Source organism: Ligilactobacillus salitolerans (genome assembly GCF_003864415.1).
Lineage (GTDB): Bacteria > Bacillota > Bacilli > Lactobacillales > Lactobacillaceae > Ligilactobacillus > Ligilactobacillus salitolerans.
Genome location: NZ_BFFP01000083.1, coordinates 1 through 637 on the forward strand (window position 1 = coordinate 1; position 637 = coordinate 637).

A 637-nucleotide genomic window follows, 5' to 3' on the forward strand; every position below is an offset into this window, starting at 1 on the left:
CCTGGGCTACACACGTGCTACAATGGACGGTACAACGAGTCGCGAGACCGCGAGGTTCAGCTAATCTCTTAAAACCGTTCTCAGTTCGGATCGTAGGCTGCAACTCGCCAACGTGAAGTCGGAATCGCTAGTAATCGCGGATCAGCATGCCGCGGTGAATACGTTCCCGGGCCTTGTACACACCGCCCGTCACACCATGAGAGTTTGTAACACCCAAAGCCGGTGGGGTAACCTTTTTGGAGCCAGCCGTCTAAGGTGGGACAGATGATTGGGGTGAAGTCGTAACAAGGTAGCCGTAGGAGAACCTGCGGCTGGATCACCTCCTTTCTAAGGAATAATACGGAAACTCACACGATTTGTTATATGAAACTTTGTTTGGTTTTGAGAGGTCTACTCTCAAGATCCGTTCTTTGAAAACTGAATAACATTTATTTCTTGATCAATAATTTTATTAAACCGAGAACACCGCGTTTGAAAGAGTTTCAAACAAGAATTCAAAATTAAGTATTAAACGCAAACTCATAACCCATTTATCTTCGATAAATGAATAGGTTAAGTTAGGAAGGGCGCATGGTGGATGCCTTGGCACTAGGAGTCGATGAAGGACGCGACTAACTGCGAAATGCTTCGGGTAGCT

2 rRNA genes (1 of these 2 cut by a window edge) are annotated in these 637 nt (G+C 46.2%); both read left to right on the forward strand.

Going from position 1 to position 637, the window contains the following annotated elements:
- A 16S ribosomal RNA gene (locus tag LFYK43_RS12110) occupies positions 1–327 on the forward strand; the annotation flags it as partial.
- A gap of 223 nt (positions 328–550) precedes the next feature.
- Positions 551–637 (forward strand): 23S ribosomal RNA (locus LFYK43_RS12115); its annotated part runs 423 nt beyond the window's last position; the annotation flags it as partial.